General features: G+C 65.5%; 17 protein-coding genes. 10 read left to right on the top strand and 7 right to left on the bottom strand.

The genetic code is table 11. The features are described 5' to 3' along the window. Positions 1 to 139 precede the first annotated feature (139 nt). Together HU719_RS16840 and HU719_RS16835 are read right to left on the bottom strand one after the other, a co-directional pair. Entirely contained in the window at positions 140 to 541 is a 402-nt protein-coding gene (locus tag HU719_RS16840; RefSeq protein WP_186536827.1) for a response regulator, read from the bottom strand. A gap of 24 nt (positions 542 to 565) precedes the next feature. Further along, the gene (locus HU719_RS16835) at positions 566 to 748 is read right to left on the bottom strand and encodes a Flp family type IVb pilin (RefSeq protein ID WP_186520176.1); all 183 of its coding nucleotides are present in this window, start codon (positions 746 to 748) and stop codon (positions 566 to 568) included. 286 nt (positions 749 to 1034) lie between these two features. Here HU719_RS16835 and cpaB point away from each other — a divergent pair, with 286 nt between their 5' ends. The 8 genes from cpaB to HU719_RS16795 are packed head-to-tail and all read left to right on the top strand — an operon-like array spanning position 1035 to position 8430. After that, positions 1035 to 1982, top strand: coding sequence for a Flp pilus assembly protein CpaB (gene cpaB, locus HU719_RS16830; RefSeq protein ID WP_186536828.1), 948 nt, complete (start codon positions 1035 to 1037; stop codon positions 1980 to 1982). An 18-nt stretch (positions 1983 to 2000) separates the two neighbouring features. After that, positions 2001 to 3242 (top strand): type II and III secretion system protein family protein, encoded by a 1242-nt coding sequence (locus HU719_RS16825; RefSeq protein ID WP_186536829.1) that lies wholly within the window; start codon positions 2001 to 2003, stop codon positions 3240 to 3242. Next, on the top strand, positions 3239 to 4429 hold the full coding sequence (locus tag HU719_RS16820) for a CpaE/TadZ family protein (RefSeq protein WP_186520179.1): 1191 nt from the start codon (positions 3239 to 3241) through the stop codon (positions 4427 to 4429). The genes HU719_RS16825 and HU719_RS16820 overlap by 4 nt, the downstream gene beginning before the upstream one ends. Further along, on the top strand, positions 4426 to 5682 hold the full coding sequence (locus HU719_RS16815; RefSeq protein WP_186520180.1) for a TadA family conjugal transfer-associated ATPase: 1257 nt from the start codon (positions 4426 to 4428) through the stop codon (positions 5680 to 5682). The genes HU719_RS16820 and HU719_RS16815 overlap by 4 nt, the downstream gene beginning before the upstream one ends. Beyond that, entirely contained in the window at positions 5679 to 6560 is an 882-nt protein-coding gene (locus HU719_RS16810; protein ID WP_186520183.1) for a type II secretion system F family protein, read from the top strand. Before HU719_RS16815 ends, HU719_RS16810 begins: the two co-directional genes overlap by 4 nt. A 2-nt stretch (positions 6561 to 6562) precedes the next feature. Then, positions 6563 to 7450 (top strand): type II secretion system F family protein, encoded by an 888-nt coding sequence (locus HU719_RS16805; RefSeq protein WP_186536832.1) that lies wholly within the window; start codon positions 6563 to 6565, stop codon positions 7448 to 7450. 11 nt (positions 7451 to 7461) lie between these two features. After that, positions 7462 to 8163, top strand: coding sequence for a tetratricopeptide repeat protein (locus HU719_RS16800; RefSeq protein ID WP_186536830.1), 702 nt, complete (start codon positions 7462 to 7464; stop codon positions 8161 to 8163). Between the two features lie 12 nt (positions 8164 to 8175). After that, complete coding sequence (locus HU719_RS16795) at positions 8176 to 8430, top strand: DUF3613 domain-containing protein (RefSeq protein WP_186536831.1); 255 nt, start codon at positions 8176 to 8178, stop codon at positions 8428 to 8430. A 152-nt stretch (positions 8431 to 8582) separates the two neighbouring features. Here the strand turns inward: HU719_RS16795 and HU719_RS16790 are convergent, their stop codons facing one another. Together HU719_RS16790 and HU719_RS16785 are read right to left on the bottom strand one after the other, a co-directional pair. Next, positions 8583 to 9365, bottom strand: a complete 783-nt coding sequence (locus HU719_RS16790; RefSeq protein WP_189659961.1) for a response regulator transcription factor — start codon at positions 9363 to 9365, stop codon at positions 8583 to 8585. 114 nt (positions 9366 to 9479) lie between these two features. After that, positions 9480 to 9950 carry an A24 family peptidase gene (locus HU719_RS16785; protein ID WP_186536764.1) on the bottom strand — a complete coding sequence of 157 codons (471 nt, stop codon included), beginning with the start codon at positions 9948 to 9950 and terminating at the stop codon, positions 9480 to 9482. Positions 9951 to 10025: 75 nt separating this feature from the next. On the opposite strand from HU719_RS16785, the gene HU719_RS16780 reads away from it, so the two are divergent. Both HU719_RS16780 and HU719_RS16775 read left to right on the top strand, forming a co-directional pair. Continuing rightward, a complete protein-coding gene (locus HU719_RS16780; RefSeq protein WP_186536763.1) occupies positions 10026 to 10469 on the top strand; it encodes a TadE/TadG family type IV pilus assembly protein in 444 nt (147 codons plus the stop codon). Further along, positions 10466 to 13084, top strand: a complete 2619-nt coding sequence (locus HU719_RS16775; RefSeq protein ID WP_186536762.1) for a PAS domain-containing sensor histidine kinase — start codon at positions 10466 to 10468, stop codon at positions 13082 to 13084. Before HU719_RS16780 ends, HU719_RS16775 begins: the two co-directional genes overlap by 4 nt. Here the strand turns inward: HU719_RS16775 and HU719_RS16770 are convergent. The 3 genes from HU719_RS16770 to HU719_RS16760 form a co-directional block, all read right to left on the bottom strand. Further along, positions 13069 to 15009 carry a pilus assembly protein TadG-related protein gene (locus HU719_RS16770; protein WP_367616477.1) on the bottom strand — a complete coding sequence of 647 codons (1941 nt, stop codon included), beginning with the start codon at positions 15007 to 15009 and terminating at the stop codon, positions 13069 to 13071. The genes HU719_RS16775 and HU719_RS16770 overlap by 16 nt on opposite strands. A gap of 225 nt (positions 15010 to 15234) precedes the next feature. Continuing rightward, entirely contained in the window at positions 15235 to 15795 is a 561-nt protein-coding gene (locus tag HU719_RS16765) for a DUF4136 domain-containing protein (protein ID WP_186520974.1), read from the bottom strand. Between the two features lie 19 nt (positions 15796 to 15814). Further along, positions 15815 to 16444: a DUF4136 domain-containing protein gene (locus HU719_RS16760; protein WP_186536761.1), complete on the bottom strand. Its 630-nt coding sequence runs from the start codon at positions 16442 to 16444 to the stop codon at positions 15815 to 15817. Positions 16445 to 16447 lie beyond the last annotated feature (3 nt).

Raw genomic sequence — 16447 nt, 5'->3', positions numbered from 1 at the left:
GCCCCACGCTGATATCGGCGGGGCTGCTATGCAGCCCTTTCGCGACACAAGGCCGCTCCTACAGAGAATGGTGCCCACACGCGACAATGATGCCCGGCGCGGCCTTCGTATGCGGGTCTGCCCCCGAACGCCGAACGCGCTACTTCACCGCCTGCAACAACACCCGCGGGAACAGGTTATCCAAGGTTTCCAGCAACCGTGCGTGATAGATCGGCTTGCGAAACAGGTCCAGTACCTGCAACCGCAGCAGGTCGCTGACATCGTCCATATCCGCGTGCCCCGACATCACGATCACCGGCAGGTGCTGGCGCGCTGTATGGTCACGCAGGCGCTGTATCAGGCCTATGCCACTTTCTTCGGGCATGCGCAGGTCAGTGATCACCAGCGCCACATCAGGGTGGCGGGTGAGCTGCTGCAAGGCGGCCTTCACCGAGCTTGCCGTATGGCAGCAGAAACCCTGGCCCTCGAGCATTTCTGCCAGCTCCTCCAGCGCCTCTTGCTCATCGTCGACCAGCAGTATCTGTTGACGCAGGGTCTGCATGGACGGCTACCTCAAGCTTGAAGGTCACTGGGTGATAGCGTTCTTGATGGTTGTCATGATGGCGCTCACCTCGGTCGAGATGGGCGTCACGAAGCCTGCGAGCACCACTGCGACCATCGCCGCAATGACCGCGTATTCAATACCCGAAGCACCGTCCTCGCGTTGCAGGAATGTTTTGCAGTAGCAGATGACTTGTTGCAGCAGCATGGTTTGCTCCTTGCGCACTTGAGGGCGCCGCTCGTGGGGCCGGGTCAGTACTGCCCCTTTGCCATCAGAGCATCGCTGGCTTGGGGAAGGCTGCAAATGTAAGAAGGTATTAGTGCAAAAGTAGTGGTTTGGGTCAGCGTCCGTAAGTTCCTGTTTTCTCGAACTGTCAATTTACTGGCTTGAAAAACGCTGGCCACTTAATGGCGAATTGGCAGGCCTGCGCTACGGTGAAATAGCCAAATAGTTACTTATTGCCAGTATTCGGCCGGGCTCAGGGAGGGCGTAAATGAGCAGTCGCTTGACCATGATTCTGGCTGGCTTTTTCCTCGTCGCCGCGCTGCTCGCTGGTTACTGGGGGCTGCGGCTGAGCCGCCCGGCCGAACCGGTTGCTGTGCCCTCGCCAACTGTGGATGCCAGTGCTGCGGCGCCGCAGCAAGCGCCCACACCCACCGCACCGCCGGAGCCTGCACGCTCGCCCATCGTGGTGCTGCGCAAGGCGGTCGCTGCCAATACCCCGATCACGGCCGATGATGTGCTGGTTGAGCAACTGCAGGTGGTGCCGGGCGAAGCGTTCCACAGCCCCGAGCAGGTGCTTGGCCGCAGCAGCGCACGGCCGCTGGCTGCTGGCACTTGGCTTGAGGAGTCGAACTTCCACGCCGGCGGCCCGCTGGCACGGATGATCCGCCCCCACGAGCGCGCCGTGGCGGTCGCCGTGGATGATGTGATTGGCGCCGCCGGGCAACTGCGCCCTGGCGATTACGTGGACGTGTTGTTGTTTCTGCGCGAAGAGAACAGCAACCCGCAGGCCTCGGCGCAAGTGGTGCTGCCGGCGCTGCGCGTGCTTAGCGTCGACTCGCAGACGGGCCTGGCCAATGATGGCCGGCCTGCGCAAAGTGCCGAAGACTTGAAAGCACGCCGCGAGCAGCAGTCGATGAGCGGGGCTGCCACGCGCACCGTCGGCCTGGCTGTGCCCGCCGCGCTGGCCAGCCGCCTGATGCTGGCGGCCCAGGCCGGCACCTTGCGCCTGGCGGTGCGTAGCGCCGATGAGCAATTGCTGGCGCGCTACTGGGCAGGCCAGCAGGCCGATACCCAAGTGCTTGCCGCCAGCCGTGACCTGTACCGCTTCAGCCAGCTGTCCCAGGTGCCGGTGGCTGGCGCCGCCGTACCTTCAGGCGCGCCGGCCATGCAGATTATCCGCGGTGCCCAGGCGGGCGCTGCCACCCCCACACCCTGACCGAGCAAGGATGCACTTATGCGTCGTACGTTGCGTCGTCTTGTGCCGCTCTGGACTGTCTTGTGCCTTGCCCAACTGCCGACGGCGCAGGCGGCGAGCAAAGGCTGCGCCGACTTTACCCGGCTGCCCTCGGTGATCGAGCTCGACCAAGGCTTGCAGCAGGAACTGCGCTTGCCCGTGGCAATCACCCGCGCCGCCGTCGGCGAGCCCAAGGTCGCCGACGTGCAGGCCAGCGGCACCCAGGCCGTGCTGCTGACGGCGGTGGGGCAGGGCAGCACCAGCCTGATGCTGTGGACCGCCTGCAGCGCAGCGCCGCACCGCGCCATGCTGTTCGTCAAGGGCCGCGCCAGTGCCGACATGGCCGAGGTGGCTGCATTGCCCGCAGGCCAGGCCGAGCTGCCGACCCAGGTGCAGGCCGACATCCGCTTCGTCGAGGTACGCCGGGTCAAGTACAAGGAGGCAGGCGCCAGGTTGTTTTTCAAAGGCTCCAACAACAGCCTGATCGGCTCACCCGGTACTGTGCCCGGCACCACGGTACGCCCCGGCGACGTGCCGCTGGTGCAGGGCAGCATCCCCCTTGACGACAACGCCTTCAACATTGTCTGGGGCGGCGGCAGCAGCCGCTTTCTGGCGATGATCAACGCCCTTGAGAACAGCGGTTTCGCCTACACCCTGGCCCGCCCCAGCCTGACCGTGCTCAGCGGCCTCACCGCAAGTTTTCTGGCCGGCGGCGAGGTGCCGATCCCGGTGCCCAGCAGCGGCAGCGACAACGTGTCCATCGAGTACAAGGAGTTCGGCGTGCGCCTGGCCCTGACCCCGACCGTGGTCAGCGGCAACCGCATCACCCTTAAGGTGGCGCCCGAGGTCAGCGAGCTGGACTACAACAACGCGGTGACCATCGCTGGCACGCGGGTCCCGGCGCTCAACGTACGGCGCACCGATACCAGTATTTCCCTGGCCGATGGCGAGAGCTTCATCATCAGCGGCCTGATCAGCAGCAACGTGCGCTCCAGCGTCGACAAGCTGCCGGGCCTGGGCAACCTGCCGATCATCGGTGCGTTCTTCCGCCAGTCCAGCCTCAACCGTGAGGAAACCGAACTGCTGATGATCGTCACCCCGCACCTGGTGCAACCGCTGGCGGCCAATGCGCGCATGCCCGAGCTGCCCGGCGAGGCGCTGCGCACCTACGACCCCAGTTGGGGGCGGCTGTTCTTTCTGGAAAACGGCAACTTCGAAGGCCGTGGCGGGTTATCCCAATGACTGAAAGCCTGAACCACACCTACCTGGCACTGACCCGCAACGAGGACGACCTGCAATGGCTGCAGGGCGCCCTGGCGCCGCTTGGTCAAGTGATCGGCGCCAGCGGCGGCAGCCTTGATGAGCTGCTGGCGCTGGTCGACATGACCTTCAGCAACCTGGTGTTCATTGGCCTGGACCGCGAGCAACTGGTGGGCCAGTGCGCGCTGATCGAAGGCATGCTGGAAGCCAAGCCGATGCTGGCTATCGTTGCCTTGGGCGATGGCATGGATAACCAGCTGGTGCTGCACGCGATGCGCGCCGGCGCCCGCGACTTCGTCGCCTACGGCTCGCGGGCCAGCGAAGTGGCCGGGCTGGTGCGGCGCCTGGGCAAGCGCCTGCCGACGGTGGCCAACAGCCCGAGCCTGGGCGGCCTGACCGTGCTCTACGGCGCCCAGCGCAGTGCCGACGGCGCCTTGCTGACCACCCATCTGGCGCGGGTAGTACAAGAAAGCGGCCAGCAGACCTTGCTGCTCGACCTGGGCCTGCCCCGTGGCGACAGCCTGGCGCTGCTGGGCCTTGAGGCCTCGTTCCATTTCGGTGACGCGCTGCGCCATTTGCGCAGGCTTGATGCAACCCTGATCGACAGTGCCTTCACCGGCGACAAAGGCGGCCTGCGCATCCTCGCCTATGCCGGCACCGACGAGGCGCTCACGCAGACCAGCGCCGCCGAGCTGTACATGCTGCTCAGCGCTTTGCGCCAGCATTTCCAGCACATCGTGGTCAACCTGACCGGGCAGGCCGACAGCGAGGCACTGCGCACCATCGTCAGCCACTGCGACAAGCTGATCATCTACACCGACCAGAACATCATCGATTGCCGGCGCAACCTTGATGTACTTGAACAGTGGCGCGACCGTGGCATCAAGCTTGAGCACGCCAGCCTGTTGGTCGACCGCTTCCTGCGCCAGGTTGCCCCGGACGCCGAAGCCCTGGCCAAGCGCTACGGCCTGCCGCTGCTGCGGGTGCTGCCGTACAGCCCTGAAGTGCGCTTGAACGCCAAGAACCAGGGCTTGAGCCTGTTCGAGCTGGCCCCGCGCGAAAGCCTCACCCAAGCCCTGCGCAGCCTCGGCGAGCGCCTGGCGCGGCGCTCGGAAAACCTGGCCCCGCCCAGCACCACCTGGCTGCGCCGTTTGTGGGGTAGCCGATGAGCCAAGAGCAACCTTTTGGCGGTACCCGCCACGCCGGCAACGACCCGCAGGTGCTCAAGCGAGCACTGCACCGCCATGTGATCGATGCCATTGAAGACAGCGGGCGCAACCTGCTCGAAGGCGCGCGGCCAGCGCTGGCGCAGTTCGTGCTGGAACAGGTTGGCGACTATGTCGGGCGCCTGCGCCTGGCCCTGTCGCGCTACGAAATGGAGCGCCTGGGCGAGGAAATCGTCGATGAGCTGACCGGCTATGGCCCGCTGGAGGTGCTGCTGCGCGATCCCAGTGTCACCGAGATTCTGGTCAACGGCCCGTACCGGGTATTCATCGAACGCGGCGGGCTGCTGCAACAGACCGACCTGCGCTTCATCGATGCGCACCATGTGGAGCGGGTGATGCAGCGCATTCTCGCACCCCTTGGGCGGCGCCTGGATGAGTCGTCGCCGATGGTCGATGCGCGCATGCCCGACGGCAGCCGGGTCAATGCGATCATCCCGCCCGTGGCCCTGGACGGGCCGTGCCTGTCGATCCGCAAGTTCCGCCAGGACATGCTCAAGAGCGCCGACCTGCTGGCCACGCGGGCGATCGACCAAGCGATTTTCGACTTCCTTGAACTGGCCGTCAGCCAGCGCTGCAATGTGCTGGTCAGTGGCGGCACCGGTACCGGCAAGACCACGCTGTTGAATATTCTCAGCCAGATGATCGCCCCCCAGGAGCGCCTGGTGACCATTGAGGATGTTGCCGAGCTGCAGCTTAACCACCCCCATGTGGTGCGCCTGGAAACCCGCCCGCCGAACGCTGAGGGCAATGGCGAAATCAAAGCCAGCGAGCTGATCCGCAACGCCCTGCGCATGCGCCCGGACCGCATCATCCTTGGCGAGATTCGCGGGGCCGAGGTGGTCGATGTGCTGACGGCGATGAACACCGGGCACGACGGCTCGATGAGTACCGTGCACGCCAACAGTGCCCAGGACGCCTTGCTGCGGCTGGAAACCTTGGTGGGCCTGACCGGGCGCCAGGTGGCCGAAAAGACCTTGCGACAGATGGTCTGCGCAGCGCTCGATGTAGTCATCCAGCTGACCCGCCTTGCCGATGGCCGGCGCTGTGTCAGTGAAATTCTCGAAGTGGTCGGGGTGCGTGACGATGTCTACGTCACCAACGTGCTGTTTCGCCTCGACCGGCGTGGCGGCGAGGGCTTCCTGCGCGAAGCGCCGAACCCTGCCGGTGAAAAACTGCGCCACGAGGGCCTGCGCTGATGGGCCCGCTGCTGCTGGCACTGGCGCCGCTGCTGCTGGGCGTTGCGCTGCTGCTGGTGCGCCTGGGCCTGCTCAAGCGGGGCCAAGAGCGCATCGTGCAGCGGTTGGGCAGCGCCTACCTGGCGGTGCGCAGTGTCGCGGTTCGCCGCGACTGGCTCGACCCTATGCTGCTGCGTGCAGGCTTCGCCCAGGGCGAGTTGAAGTTGCGCCCTTGGGTGTTCGCCTGGTTGGGGCTGGTGCTGCTGGCCGCCGTGGGCGCAGGTGCTGCAGGTGGGCTGCTGGCGCTGCTTGGCGTGCCGGTGCTGGCCTGGCTCGGGTTGATCTGGCGCTGCCGGCGGCGGTTGCGGCAGATCATCCAGCAGTTGCCCGGCCTGCTGGATTACAGCGTGCGCAGCCTCAAGGCCGGGCGCACCCTCAACGATGCGGTGCTCGGTGGCATCGACAGCACCCGCGAGCCGCTGCGTTCGGCCATGCTGCGGGTGCGGCGCAATGTGCAACTGGGCGTGGCGCTGGACGTTGCGGTCAATGAACTGGCCGAGCTGTATCGCCAGGATGAACTGCGCCTGTTTGCCTTGGGCCTGCGTATCAACCAGCGCCATGGCGGCAACGCCAGCGAGCTGCTGGAAAACCTGATCAAGCTGATCCGTGAGCGCGAGCAGGGCGGCCGCCAGTTGCGAGCGATGACCGGTGAAACGCGCATCACCGCATGGATTCTTGGCGCCTTGCCGTTGGCCATGGTCGGCTACTTCATGTTCGCCAACCCCGGTTATCTGCTGGCCATGTGGCAAGACCGTCATGGCCAGACCATGCTGCTGTTCGCCTTCGCCCTGCAAGCCGTTGGCTGCGTGGTGTTGTGGCGCATGATGAGAAGCCTGTGAACATCGCCTTGCTGGCCTGCGCGCTATGCCTGTTGGCAGGCTTTGCCCTGCTGGCGCTGCAGGGGGCGCGGCAGTGGCGGGCGCGGCGACGGGTGACGCGGCGTTTGCAGGGCCGCCTGGGCCGCGATGAGCGCCTCGGTGACTGGCTGCACTGGCTGGGCAGCAGCCCGCTGGGCCTGCGCCTGCAACGGCTGGACAGCGAAACCCAAACCCTGCTCGACCGCCTGGGTTGGCGCCGCACCCGCCAGCGGGCGCTGTTTGCGGCGGTGCAACTGGGCCTGCCGTTGCTGGCGACCGGGGCGGCATTGCTGCTGGTGCATGGCCTGCCCGGTGAGCGCAGCGCGCGCTGGGGCGTGATGGTGCTGTGCGCGCTGGGCGCCGGTTACCTGCTGCCCAAACGCCTGCTGGCAGCGGCCGCTGCCCGGCGCCAACGCACCATCAGCGCTGAAGTGGGGCTGCTGATCCCGCTGCTGCGCATTCTGTTCGAGACTGGGCTTGCGGTGGAGCAGGCCCTGCGGGTGCTGGCGTACGAGGGGCGCACGCTGGTGCCGCACATCAGTGCCGAATTGCGCCTGGTGTTGCAGCGCGTCGACTCGGGCCTGGCACTCGGCCCCGAGCTGGAAAAGGCCGCGCGGCTGCTGGCGGTGGACGAGTTCGTCGATACCTGCGTGATCCTGCAGCAGTTGCTGGTGCAGGGCAGTGGCTCGATGAAGTCGCTGCAGGCGCTCAAGGACCTGCTCGATGACCGGCGCCTGACCGGCTTGCAGGAGCGGGTGTCGAAAATGTCGGCAAAAATGTCGGCGGTGATGATGGTGTTTCTGTTTCCGGCCTTGCTGATCGTGCTGGCCGGGCCAGGGTTTTCCGCGCTGGCGCGGGCATTGGGGTCGTGAAGGAGAACGCGATGCGAGCAATCTTGATGTTCACTGGCCTGTTGCTGCTGGGAGGGTGTGCCGGCCAGCAGCCCGATGGCTTGAGCCGCCTGCTCGGTGGGGGCAGTTGCAGCAAGCCCGATGCCGACCAGCAACTGAGCCTGGACATGGCCGACCAGATGATCAACGAAGGCCGCCCGCATGCCGGGCTTGCCCACCTTGAGCAATTGCCCGAGAGCCTGGATCAGGTGCGCCTGCGCAAGGCAAAAGTGCTGCGCCTGCTGGGGCGCAACGAGGCCGAGCCGCTGTACCGCAGCTTGCTCGGTGGCTGCCTGGCAGCCGAGGGCGAACATGGCCTGGGGCAGATTGCCTCGGCGCGCGGCGACGACCAGCAGGCGCTGCGCCACTTGCAGCGCGCTGTACGCCTGGCGCCCACCGATGAAAAAGTGCGCAACGACCTGGGCGTTGTGCAGATGAACCTTGGCCAGCATGCCCAGGCACGCTTTGAGTTTCTGACCGCCATCGAGCTCAAGGATGACAACCCGCTACCGGCGATCAACCTGGTGACGCTGCTGCTGGTGCAGGACAACTGGAACCAGGCCGAGGACCTGGTGCGGCGCCTGCATCTGGGCGCTGCGCAGTTTGCCGAGGCTCAGGCGCGGGCAGCCCGGCTCAAGGCTGGCGCACGTGGTCCGCTGGCCGCCGCAGCGCAGCCGCCGGCGCTGGTTAACTGAAAGGGGGTGGGCATGAACAGACTCTGGGGTGTGCTGGCTTGTGTGGTGGTGCCGCTGACGGTGTTGGCGCAGGAGCCGCAGCGGCCGGCTGAAACGGCCACCGAGGCGTGGCTGAAGGTACAGGCGAGCAATCGCCAGGCATCGCCTGTGCCGCAGGTGCAAACCGATAAAGAGCGCGATCAGGCGATGCAGCGCTGGTTGGACAGCTACAAGTATGCGATACCGGATTTTTACCGGTGGACCAAGGTTAATTCGTCGAACAACTGAGGGTTGGTATTGGCTATGTCCTGCTAGATCGCCGGGGGCGCTTCGCACCCCTTTCGCGACACAAGGCCGCTCCTACAGGAGGTCGCGTTCGTCTGTAGGAGCGGCCTTGTGTCGCGAAAGGGGTGCGAAGCGCCCCCCGGCCCTGGCAGGCCTCAATGGGTGGTAAACCGCTGATGCACCGGCGAGGCCCTCGGCGTCAGCGCCAAGGCCAGCTGTGTACGGTTGTGCATGTGGGTCAGGCGCAGCACCTGCGAGACATAGAGTTTTACCGTGTTCTCGGTAATGCCCAACTCGCACGCAATCTGGTAATTGGTCTTGCCCTTGCTCACCAGTCGCGCCACCTCAAGCTGGCGCGGTGAGAGCTTTTCGAAGGCTGGCGGCAACTCCCATTCGCTTTCCGCAGCATCGGTGGCGCGGCGGTGGGTGCCTTGGCCACGGGCTTTTTCCAGATCCTGGTAAAGGTCGTCGATCGACTCGGCCAGCTCCTGCAACCGCTGGTTCAGGCTACCCAGCTCGCGGAAGTTGCGGCGCCGCTCCAGCAGCGCTTCTTCCTGATGGCGCAGGCCCTCTAGCAGTTCTTCAAGGTCCATCGGCTTCTGGTAGTAATCGGCGAAGCCTTCGCGCAACGCACGGATCACATCCTGCTTCTCCGCACGGCCCGTGAGCATGATGGCCTCGAACATGCGCTGGTGGCCGGCGATCTGCTTGAGCGAACGCACCAGTTCGATGCCATCGCGCTCGGGCATGTGCAGGTCGCACAGCACCAGGCCAATGCCGTCATCGGCCTCGAAGCGCTCGATGGCCTGGTCGGTGGAGTGGGCCGGCACGCAGCGGTAGCCCTTGGCTTCGAGGTATTCACAGAGTTCTTCGACGATCAACGGCTGGTCGTCGACAACCAGTACTTTCACCTCACTGACGGCTTTGTTCACGATCAACTCCCTGTTGTATCGGCCCTGCTCCCGGGCCAGTCGCTCTGGCAGCACGACCAGTAGTCGCACTTTGCAATTATGTTCATGGACTCTAGACCGCGACTCGACGTTCAGTCGGGCTTATTGGATCCAGACGGACGTCAGCAGAAAGCCTGCCAACACGTAAGGCGCGAATGGCTGCTTGTCACCGAGGGTTTCAGCAATAGTTTGCAAACGTTTTTTCAGCTTGGGGTTGAGCAGGGTCCACAGCCTGCGCCGGCTCAGCAGCCACACCACCACGGTTATCCCGGCTCCAATGAAGGTGCCAAGCACGTATTGCGGGCTGGTGGCCAGTGCCAGGGCGCCCATCAATTTGACGTCGGCGGCGCCGAAGCGCCCGAGCATGTAGCCGGGGAGGGTCAGCAGCATGACGATGGCCAGCGCCCAGCCCGCGTCGCTGGCGTCGGCGCCGATCCAGCTGTGGCCGGTGGCGAACAGCCACACCAGCGCAGCGGTGGCCACGCCCAAGGTGAGGGCATTGGAAATCTGACGTTCGCGGACATCTTGTTCGCTGCACAAGGCAAGCCACATCAAAAGAACAATGCTGTGCATTGGCAAATCGCCATCCCTATTCGTTGATCACTTCTATGCTGTCAGGCAGGTCTCACTGTCAGGGTAGACGCGAACATGCAAGCAGGCCCGGTCCGGCAACAAAAAGGCGCGGCAGCCATCGAGTTTGTCGCAGTATTCATGGTGTTTTTCGCGGTGTTCTATGGCCTTGTCAGCTATGCGCTGCCAATGCTCATGCTGCAGTCGTTCAACCAGGCCAGCAGCGAGGCGGTGCGCCGCTGTGTGGCGGTCGACCCAACCAGCGCCACGTATACCCAGGACGTCCAGGCCCTGGCCCATCAGGTGATCGGCCAGCAACTGGCGTGGATGCCGGCGGCGCTGGGCTTCAACCTGGCCACCGATACGCGGGTGTTGATCGGTGCGGACAAGCTATTGACCGTCAGCATCGACTACCCGCGTGAGCGGCTGGAGCGGGTGCTGCCGGTGCTGGTGCTGCCGGGCATCGGCGAGGTGCCCAGACTGCCCCCGCGCCTGCAAGCCCAGGCGAGCCTGCAGCTATGAGCGGCAGCCTGTTCGACCGCTGGCGTGGCGGTGCCAACGAGGATAGCCAGGCGCTGCCTGCGGTGGGCCTGCAATTCTGGCTGGACGACCACGCCAAGGTGCAGCGCCTGGCCGGGCCCCTGCGCAGCCTGCTGGCGCTGCCCGCGCAAGGCGCGACGCGGGTACACGACTACCTGGCGCGGCACAGCCTGCTGGTGCTCGAAGGCGAGCCTGCCGACTGGCAAGGGCTGCCGCTGGACCTGGACTTCAACACCCTGGCCGGCAATGCCCTGCATACCCGTGGCTGGCTGCAACGCCACGGCCAGGGCTGGCTGTTGCAGTTGTTCGACATCGGCGACCTGCTGCGCGAGCAGCGCTGGGACCGACAACGGCCGTTGTTCGGCGAAATCGGCAACGCCCTGCGCGAATGCGGCGCCGAACGCCTGGTACAGACCACCGGTGAACAGTTGCAACTGATTGCCGGGCACTGGCAGGCCCGTTCGCTGCGCCTGCTGCTGCGCGAGCCGGGCGGCTGGCGCCACTACGCCAGTAGCGAGGCGCAGTGGCCATGGCCCGATGACAGCCGCCTGCAAGCCTGGCTACAGCAATTGCCTGGCGCTGCGCCCCTGGAGGTGGTCGGCCAGCCCGAGCTGCAAGCCTTGTGCGGTGGCGCAGCGTTGTATCTGGTGCCTTATCGCCAGGGCCGCGATACCGAAGCCTGGCTGTTGTGTGCCGATGTCGCCAACCTGCCCCCGGCGGATATGGCGCTGGCATTGGCGCGCACGGTGGTCGAGCCGTTGCTTGCCCGCTACCGGCGCCAGCAATTGCAGCAGCAGAGCGGCCAGCTCGATGACCTGCAACAGCAACTGGGCGCCGGCTGGTGGGAATGGCCGCTGGGCGGCGAGTTGCAGCTGGACCCGGCGGTGGCCGTGGCGTTTGGCCTTGAGCCACGACTGGGCCTTGAACAATGGCTGGCGCAACTGCACCCCGCCGACCGCGAGCCTGCGCAACTGGCGCTGGCCCAGGCCCGGGAAGGCCACGCCCTTAACCTCAGCCTGCGCCTGGCCCAAGCGGCGCCGCGCTGGCTGCACCTGGCCGGCCAGCGCCAGGGCAATCGCCTGCGCGGTTTTGCCCTCGACATCACCGCCCTCAAGCAGCAAGAGCAGCAGGCCGGCGCCGCCCAGGCGCGGCTGGAAAACCTGATCGCCAGCTCGCCTGCGGTGATTTATGTGCAGGGCTACGCCGAAGGCGCGCTGCACGGCGAATTTTTCAGTGCCAGCCTGGCGCCGCTGTTGGGCTGGGCCAGCGACAGTGAGCAGGCCCGCCAGCCGGGCCTGGCCGTACACCCCGACGACCGCCCGCTGTGGCTTGCGCGCACCCGCAGCCTGCTGCGCGATGGCCATGTACGCAGCCGTTACCGGCTATGTGACGTGCACGGCGGCTACCACTGGATGCTTGACGAAGCGCGCCTGCTGCGCGATGACCTTGGCCAGCCGCGCGAGGTCGTCGGTTTGTGGCTGGACGTTACAGACGCCACGGACGCCGCCGAGCGCATGCGCCAGAGCGAGGAGCGCTATCGGGTGCTGGTGGAGGACTCGCCAGCCATGATCTGTCGCTATCGCCCGGACCTTACGCTGGTGTTCGCCAACCGCCCGCTGGCCGATTACCTGCACTGCAGCGTGGCGCAGTTGGAGGGCGCGAACCTTGGTCAATGGCTGTCCGAGGCCCAGCGCGAGGCGTTTGTTTTGCGTCTGTCGGCCTTGACCCCCGAGCAGCCGGTCAGTAGCGCCGAGATTTGCCTGCAACTGCCGGGGCGTGAGCACGCCTGGTGGATCTGGGCTGACCGGGGCTTGTTCGACGCAGAGGGCCGGCTGCTGGAAGTCCAGGCTGTGGGCCGCGACAATACCGAGGTGCGGCGCAGCCAGCAGCAACTGTTGCAGGGGGCCAAGATGGCCACCCTTGGCGAGCTGGCCACAGGGCTTGTGCACGAGATCAACCAGCCGCTCAATGTGATGCGCATGGCCGTGGCCAATGCGCTCAATCGCTTGCAAAACGGCGAGGTCGACCGTGCCTGGTTGCAAACCAAGCTGCAGCGCATCGAAGCGCAGGTGGCACGGGCCGAACGGCTGGTGGAGCACATGCGGGTCTACGGGCGCAGGTCGACCGTCGAGCAGCAGGGTTTTGCCGCCTGGGCGGCCGTTGAAGGCGCCGCCGCGTTGCTCGAAGAAGGCCTGCGCGGCAAGGGTGTGAGCCTGCTGCTGGAGCCGCCTGCGCAGCTGGAGCAGGTGCTTGGCCATCCCGACCAGTTGGAGCAGGTGCTGATCAATCTGCTGGTCAACGCCCGTGATGCCCTTCTGGAGCAGCCCCGCACCGAGCGTTGGATACGCGTGCGCCAAGTGGTCGAGGGTTCGCGGCTGCGGCTACTGGTGGAGGACAATGGCGGCGGCATCGACGCGGACCTGCACGAGCGGATTTTCGAACCGTTCTTCACCACCAAGCCTGCGGGTGTCGGCACCGGGTTGGGGCTTTCGGTGAGCCACGGCATCGTCAGCCACATGGGCGGGCGCCTGAGCGTTGGCAACAGCGACCAGGGCGCGTGCTTTTGCGTAGAGCTGCCGCTCTACAGCACCAGTTGAGCGTGGCCGCCGCTGCAATCGAGGTTGGCGCCCACCTGAGCGTTGACCAGATCGATGCCCAGCACTTTGAGCAAGGTATTGACCAGCGGGTCGAGCACGGGGCTGAGCAGGTTCTTGATCAAGGGTTCGAGGATTGTCTTGACCCCGTCGAGCAGGCCGGCGGTCAGGTTCAGTACCTGCCCCAGGCCGCTGTTCGCGGCGGGGCGATAGGCTTCCAGATGAATGCCGGCCACTGTGCTTGAAAGGCTTGCCACTACCTGCGCCTGGTCGCTGTCGACGCTCAGGTAAAGCGGCGGCTGGCCAATGTTGGGTGGGTTGTTGAATATCAGGGGTTTGGCGCTCGGGCTGCTGCCCAGTACCTTGCTGTCCACCCGCAGGCCAATACCGCCGCCGGCGAAGGGCACGCGGGTACCGCAGCTTGGCGGCAGAACCAGCAGACGACTGCAGACGTTAGTGCCGATGTCGATCAAGGGCAGCGCTTTGACGGTGGTCGTCCCTTGGTTCAGGAAGTCCTCGGGGAGCTCGAATTTGCCGATGGCTATTTTGGCTGCCGAGCGCTGGGTGACCGTTGTCAGGCTCTTCGGTGAGCAACTGTAGGCATCCGCAGGCATGGGCCGCAGGCGGCTGGTGGCTTCTGCGACTTCGATGCCGATATCGATGTGGGTTACCCCGTCCAGCAGCTTGATATCGCTGACCTTGCAGGGCACCGCGAGGGCGCAAGTGAGCGACTGCACGGTGCCGAGCAGGTTGAGGCTGAGCAGGTTGCTGACCACATTGGTCAACGGCCCGGCCAGGTCGAGCACGGCGTTGGCAAGGCCGGTAACATTGTTGAGGATAGGCAGGTCGAGTGAAATCAACGCCCGCACCTGCGCGGTATGCACGCGCAAATCATCGCTGCGCGGGTCGCCCACCGCCGACACCTGCTGCGGCTCTATCACCCGCAGGTACAGCTTGCCGTTGGCCAGCCCCAGCACGCTGATTGGCAGTTCGGCGGTAGCTGCGCGCTCGCTCGCCGCCAGCTGGATCACCCCTTGCACCAGTTGCAGCAATTGCAGGTTGGCATCCAGCCCGGCCTGCCCGGTGCCGTTGCGAACATCCAGCAGGTCGCCCAGTTTCAGGCCGCCAACCGGCAGATCGGCGGCCAGCCGCCCGAGGTTGCTGACCACATCGGCCGCAGCACCGTTTTGCTGCAGCACCTTGGCTGCCGCCTTGAGCAGCACGGTAGCGCTGGTGTCGAGGTTGAGCAGTTGCTGATAGTCACCGGCATTGAGGTGCAGGTCCACGGCCAGTTGGTCGAGGTACTTGAGCAGGCTCAACTGGGTATTGGCCATGCCCTGCCAGCCCAGCAGGTCCAGTTGCAGGTTGCCGCCCAGCGCTTTGGTCAGGCCGTTGAGCAGCGTGCCTTGGCTGGAACTGACAGTGGCCAGGGTGGAGCGGATACTGAGCATTGCCTTGGGCGGGCGTGGTGATGCGGCGACGGCGCTGGCATGCAGGTTGGTGGTGGGCTGGAAGGCGCCATCGACCAGGCTGAACAGGCTGCCGGCGACGCTGGTGGTGACGGCGTTGCGCACCTCGACTTCTATCGCCTCGTTGCGGGCGTTGTCGGCGGTGAAGCGGCGAATGCTGCCGGCACCGGTTTGCAGGTAGCCGCAGCGGGCGACCAGCGGCGCATTGGCGGCGTGCCCGTTACGGCTGGCGGCGATGCGTGCCAGCGCCGTGGCTTGCGGGCCGGAGCCTGTGCAGGTGCCGCCGTGCTCGGCCGCTTCCAGTGCTGCCATGTCGGCAATGCGTTGCAGTTTGCGCTGTTCAAGGTAAAGACGACCGCCGTCGACGGCCAGCAGCATGAACAGCAGGGCAAGGCCCAGCACAAGGGTGGCCATCAAGCCGATCGCGCCGCGTTGGCGCACAGCGAAGCAGGGAACCACAGGCACTCCTTTGCCGGCCACAGGCCCGGCAGCACGGCTGCTGTGCGCGGAGTGTAGTCAAGGTGATGGCAGGTTGCCTTGTCTGTAGGAGCGGCCTTGTGTCGCGAAAGGGGTGCGAAGCAGCCCCAGGATCTGCGCATCATGCAGAATCGCCTGGGCTGCTACGCACCCCTTTCGCGGCACAAGGCCGCTCCTACCAGAGGCCGCAACAGTTTGGTTCGGGCCTTACTTGGGCGGGTAGTTACTCATGACCTGGGTAACCGTTTTCTGAATCGCAGCATTACGCTCCTGAGGGCTCGGCGGGTAGTTGTTCATGATCTGCTCGGCGCTCCCGCGCCAGACCAGCTTGCCATCCTTGCCATCGAACAAGTCGACCTGAATGGTCGCCACCTTGTAATCGACGCTGCGCGTCTCGTTGTACATCGGCCCACCCCAATAGCCGCCCCAATAACCACCCCAGGCCCCGCCGTAATTGGTGGTGACCTGCTGCTGGCGCTGCTCGACGATCAAGTAGGCGCGCACCTTGAGGTCGGCCTTGGCGTTACCCTGCGCCGGCCGCAGCCCACGCTGGTCGAGCTGGTCAGCCACCGCCTCGCGGATGCGCTGTTCGGTGAGGTCGCTCTTGATCCGTGGATCATCGGGCCGGTACTGCAACCCCGGCTCTTGCCAGGCCCAACTGCGGTAGGCCGCAAAATCCCGGCTGGCATCGAAATCGTGCTGCACGTTGTTGCTTGCACACGCCGCTAGCAACAACACGCACGACAGAACAACAAGACGACGCAACATGATGAGTCTCCGTCAACAGTTAACTGGGAGGATAGCCGCTCAGTGCCTTGCTCACCGATTCACGCAGGGCGTTTTCACGATCGCGCGGGGAGCCCTTGCTGCTGCCGCTCTCGGCACTCGCGCTCCAGACCGGCTGGCCATTGCGCGCATCGAACAGGTCGATGCGCACCACCATCACCTCGACCTGGTAGGTGCGCACGATCGGCACGCTGCCATACGCCCCGTAGCCGTTACGGTAGCCGCCAAAGCCAACGCTGCTCGAAGGCCCGTAGTAGGGGTCGTAGTAATCGTAGTCGCGTACTTGGCGCAGACGCCTTTCCAGGCGAATGTCCGCACTCACCAGAAGGTCCGCCGCACCGCCATGGGCCGGGCGCAGGCCGTGTTGATCGAGCGCAGTGCTGACCGCATCGGCAAGCTGGCCGGGGCTGGCATTGGCAAGGCCGCCAGGTGCCTGGCTGTCGCGCCAGCGCCAGCTGCGATAGCGGCCGTAGTCACGCGCTGGGGCCGGGTAGGCGCTGGCGTCGAAGGTCGTGGCCGCCTGCGCCGGGGCCGGCGGGATCGGCTTGCCGCTGGCCACGTACGGGTTGGGGCTCTGGCAAGCGGCAAGGGTCAGAGCAAGCACGGCCAGGCACAGTGAACGGTACAGCATGTG

It is taken from the genome of Pseudomonas farsensis (assembly GCF_014268805.2).
Classification (GTDB): Bacteria; Pseudomonadota; Gammaproteobacteria; order Pseudomonadales; family Pseudomonadaceae; genus Aquipseudomonas; species Aquipseudomonas farsensis.
Note: the sequence above shows the minus strand (reverse complement) of the source record. Positions and strands in the feature narration are given on the sequence as shown.

Excerpts from the sequence above, each read along its gene's own strand:
- HU719_RS16840 (WP_186536827.1), bottom strand. The coding sequence starts at position 541 with ATGCAGACCCTGCGTCAACAGATACTGCTGGTCGACGATGAGCAAGAG.
- HU719_RS16835 (WP_186520176.1), bottom strand. The coding sequence starts at position 748 with ATGCTGCTGCAACAAGTCATCTGCTACTGCAAAACATTCCTGCAACGC.
- cpaB (WP_186536828.1), top strand. The coding sequence starts at position 1,035 with ATGAGCAGTCGCTTGACCATGATTCTGGCTGGCTTTTTCCTCGTCGCC.
- HU719_RS16825 (WP_186536829.1), top strand. The coding sequence starts at position 2,001 with ATGCGTCGTACGTTGCGTCGTCTTGTGCCGCTCTGGACTGTCTTGTGC.
- HU719_RS16820 (WP_186520179.1), top strand. The coding sequence starts at position 3,239 with ATGACTGAAAGCCTGAACCACACCTACCTGGCACTGACCCGCAACGAG.
- HU719_RS16815 (WP_186520180.1), top strand. The coding sequence starts at position 4,426 with ATGAGCCAAGAGCAACCTTTTGGCGGTACCCGCCACGCCGGCAACGAC.
- HU719_RS16800 (WP_186536830.1), top strand. The coding sequence starts at position 7,462 with ATGCGAGCAATCTTGATGTTCACTGGCCTGTTGCTGCTGGGAGGGTGT.
- HU719_RS16795 (WP_186536831.1), top strand. The coding sequence starts at position 8,176 with ATGAACAGACTCTGGGGTGTGCTGGCTTGTGTGGTGGTGCCGCTGACG.
- HU719_RS16785 (WP_186536764.1), bottom strand. The coding sequence starts at position 9,950 with ATGCACAGCATTGTTCTTTTGATGTGGCTTGCCTTGTGCAGCGAACAA.
- HU719_RS16780 (WP_186536763.1), top strand. The coding sequence starts at position 10,026 with ATGCAAGCAGGCCCGGTCCGGCAACAAAAAGGCGCGGCAGCCATCGAG.
- HU719_RS16775 (WP_186536762.1), top strand. The coding sequence starts at position 10,466 with ATGAGCGGCAGCCTGTTCGACCGCTGGCGTGGCGGTGCCAACGAGGAT.
- HU719_RS16765 (WP_186520974.1), bottom strand. The coding sequence starts at position 15,795 with ATGTTGCGTCGTCTTGTTGTTCTGTCGTGCGTGTTGTTGCTAGCGGCG.
- HU719_RS16760 (WP_186536761.1), bottom strand. The coding sequence starts at position 16,444 with ATGCTGTACCGTTCACTGTGCCTGGCCGTGCTTGCTCTGACCCTTGCC.